The organism is Nitrospira sp. BLG_2 (assembly GCF_049222245.1).
Map to the genome: position 1 here is coordinate 1 of NZ_JBLYIG010000609.1, position 3,700 is coordinate 3,700.

At 61.2% G+C, this 3,700-nt stretch carries 2 protein-coding genes and 1 pseudogene; all 3 read left to right on the top strand.

Annotated elements, in window-relative coordinates:
- Positions 1-295, top strand: a pseudogene (locus ACOSYY_RS16135) (MFS transporter); the annotation flags it as partial.
- Positions 296-389: 94 nt separating this feature from the next.
- Positions 390-2,555, top strand: a complete 2,166-nt coding sequence (locus ACOSYY_RS16140; protein WP_421663722.1) for an amylo-alpha-1,6-glucosidase — start codon at positions 390-392, stop codon at positions 2,553-2,555.
- 744 nt (positions 2,556-3,299) lie between these two features.
- On the top strand, positions 3,300-3,700 hold a 401-nt coding region (locus ACOSYY_RS16145), incomplete at its 3' end, for a glycosyltransferase (protein ID WP_526023334.1).

The following is a 3,700-nucleotide window of genomic DNA, read 5'->3' on the forward strand; positions in this document are numbered from 1 at the left end:
TGTCGCCGGGGCGTTGATGTGCGTGATCGGCGGGGGGCTTGGCACCTTGACCCCGATTGCCTGGGGGGTCTTGCAGGAACTTTCCCCGCCCTTCATGGTCGGCCGGGCCTTGGCCGTATATTCGACCGGCGCCATGACGGCGGCCATCGGCGGCCTCACGTTTTTCGGATGGGTGACCGGCGAATTCGGCGAACCGATCAGCCTGGCCGGGATCGGGCTCGTGCTCTTTGCCACCGCCGTCGTCGCCGCCACGTTTTCCCGCTGGGTGAGGAGCGATGTCGCCGCGCGAACCTGACAGGGGCCGGCGCAAGGGGTCGGGAAAGGCAAGAGGCGCGCCGGCTCAACCGGTTCGCCGTCATCATCGGTCTCATGGCCGGAAGGGGCGCCCTGTGGATTCGATCATCCGCGTCAAGGATCAGTTTTACATTCACGCCGACTCGTCGCTCGTCGATAACCGGACGCACGTGCTCAAGCAGGGGGACTCCTTTGCGGTGTTCGACCGGTACGGGGACATCAAGCCGGTCGGGAAGTTCTCGCACGGCCTCTACCATGACGGCACCAGGCACCTCTCCCGTCTCGAAGTCTTCGTGGGAGGCGCCCGTCCTATCCTACTCAGCTCGGCGGTGGGGGAGGACAATATCGTGCTCACGGTGGATCTCACGAACACCGATTTGGATCTGGAAGACCAGGCCAGGGCCCGCCGGGGCACCTTCCATTTGTTTCGCTCGGCCTTTCTCTGGGGCGGCGGGTGCCACGAGCAATTCCGCCTGGTGAACTACGGCGTCGACCCGGCTCGGATCTCGCTCGCCGTGAAATTCGACGCGGATTTCGTCGACATCTTCGAGGTGCGCGGCGTGCGTCGGCGGCGCAGAGGCAAGCGGCTGCGCTCGATCGTCAAGTCCGACAGCGTGCAGTTGCTCTACCAAGGGCTCGATGGGGTCGTCCGCCGCACCGGATTGCACTGGCACCCCACCCCGCAGGCCCTATCCGAATCGGAGGCCCGCTTCGATCTTTCGTTGAAACCGAAAGAAGAGGTGTCGCTGACGTTGGCGGTCCGCTGCGAGCAAGCCGAGCAGAAGGCGGCCGTCTGGCGTTATCACCAGGCATGGGAACAGGCCAAGCATGACCTGGCCAGCCGCATGGGCGAGGATTGCGAAATCGTGACGTCCCATGATCGGTTCAACGAGTGGCTCGATCGGTCCCGGCGCGATCTCCACATGATGGTGTCGGAGACTCCGCACGGCCACTATCCCTACGCGGGAGTGCCCTGGTTCAGCGCGCCCTTCGGGCGGGACGGGATCATCACCGCGCTGGAGTATCTCTGGGTGAATCCCTCCATCGCCAAAGGGGTGCTCGGCTATCTGGCCGCGACCCAGGCCAAGGAGACGGTGCCGGAACAGGATGCGGAGCCGGGCAAGATCCTGCACGAGAGCCGCAAGGGGGAAATGGCCGCCCTCGGCGAGGTGCCGTTCGGTTCCTATTACGGCAGCGTGGACTCGACGCCGTTGTTCATCATGTTGGCGGGGGCCTATTTCGAACGGACCGGCGATCGGAATTTCATCGAAACGCTCTGGCCGAATCTCGACGCGGCGATGCGGTGGATCGACACCTACGGCGATGCGGACCGGGACGGATTTGTGGAGTATGCCAGGCGTTCGTCGCGCGGACTCGTCCAGCAAGGATGGAAGGACTCGTACGATGCTGTCTTTCACGACGACGGCAGGATGGCCGAGTCGCCGATCGCGCTCTGTGAGGTGCAGGGCTATGTCTATGCGGCCAAGCGCAGCGCGGCGGCCTGTGCGTCCGCGTTGGGGAAGAAGGAAACCGGCGCCGTCTTGCTCCGCCAGGCCGAGGTATTGAAGCAGCGGTTTCATCAGGCGTTCTGGTCCGATCACCTGTCCAGTTACGCGCTGGCGCTCGACGGCGAGAAGCGCCCTTGTCTGGTCAAGACGTCCAATCCAGGGCATTGTCTCTTTACCGAGATTGTCGGGGACCGGCATGCGGGGCGGCTTGTGCAATCGTTGGTCGAGAAAGACTTGTTTTCAGGATGGGGGATCCGAACGGTAGCGGCGGACCAGGCGCGATACAGCCCGATGTCCTACCACAACGGGTCGGTCTGGCCCCATGATAATGCGATCATCGCCATGGGGCTGGCCCGCTACGGGCATACCGACGCGGCGGTGAAGATTTTGCGGGCCCTGTTCGACGCCTCGCAATATTTCGATCTGCATCGGCTGCCGGAATTGTTTTGCGGGTTCGAGCGCCGGCCCGGCCAAGGTCCCAGCCTGTACCCCGTGGCCTGTTCGCCGCAAGCCTGGAGCGCGGCCTCGGTCTTCTTGCTGCTGGCCGCCTGTTTGGGGCTCACGGTGCGGGCGACGGAGCATCGGATTGTGTTTCATCGTCCGCTGTTGCCGGAATTTTTGCGCGAAGTGCATCTTCGCCATCTGCGCGTCGGCGCCATGTCCGTGGATCTCGTGCTGACGCGATCGAAGGATACGGTTCGAGTGGAAGCCTTGCGTAATGAGGGCGGAGTGGACATCGTGATCGTCAAGTAGCCACGGTGCCGGATTCGCGCCACTCCTCGCAGCATCTTCTCCGAAGCCTGCCGGGTCCCCGCCTCGCCGCATGCAAAGAAAATTGTAAAGTCGAGCTGTCGGAAGGACTTCAAAGGCTTAATTGGAGTGTTTGCTTTCCCCTATGGCCATGAGGGATGGCCTTGGCGGTCGAGAACGGGTGCATGGATGTATCTTATTGATATTTGTATGATTACGGCAAATTTTTCGGAGAGAGGCACGCCAAAGCTCCTGCCTGTATGAGAAACCATCCAGTGCGATGAGCCTTCCATTCAGTTGATTTTCTTCATCACCGGACGAGGATTTTGTCCATTGTGTGGGGTCTCTCTGCGTCGTAATGTGACGCAGCGTAGAGGATCCGTTGGTGCCCCCTCCGAGAGAATCGAGACAGCGAGGACAGATGAGACGGAGTTTCGGATAGGCGGATGGTTTGCTGAAGCGGCGGCACGTGATGGAGCAAAAATCTAACCCTCCGTTATTCCACGGTTCGCATCAACTGATCGAACAGGGTACGGCTCGTGCATAGCGAGAGGCGCCAATCAAAATCAAAGAGAAGTTGTGTTGCAGTGCAGTGTGAACGTGACCGAGTGAATGGAGTGGCAAAGGGGTGAGTCCGAAGAACCAGTCGAGCGGCCTGACGCGCATCTGCCCACCGACGCCGCATACTGTGGACCGCCAAGCACATCACGCATCGTCATCCAGCTCGTCGAGGAGGAAAACCGAATTATGAGAATCGCGCAGGTCGCACCACTGTGGGAAAGTGTCCCGCCGCAACGGTATGGAGGGACCGAACGGATCGTCTCCTATATTACTGAAGAACTGGTTCGCCAGGGCCATGATGTCACCCTCTTTGCGAGCGGAGATTCTGTGACCCAAGCGCGGCTGGAATCGATTTGTCCGCAGGCCCTCCGATTGAACAGCGGGATCTTCAATCGGGACGCTCCGATGATGATGCTGTTGGAACGGGGGTTCGGCGCCCCCGCCGGAACCTTTGACCTCATTCACTCGCATGTGGACTTCCTCGGGTTCCCTGTCGCTCGGCGAAGCGCCACTCCGGTCCTGACCACCTTGCATGGACGGCAGGATCTTCCCGAGCTCGTTCCGGTCTTTCGTGAATTTTCCGACAT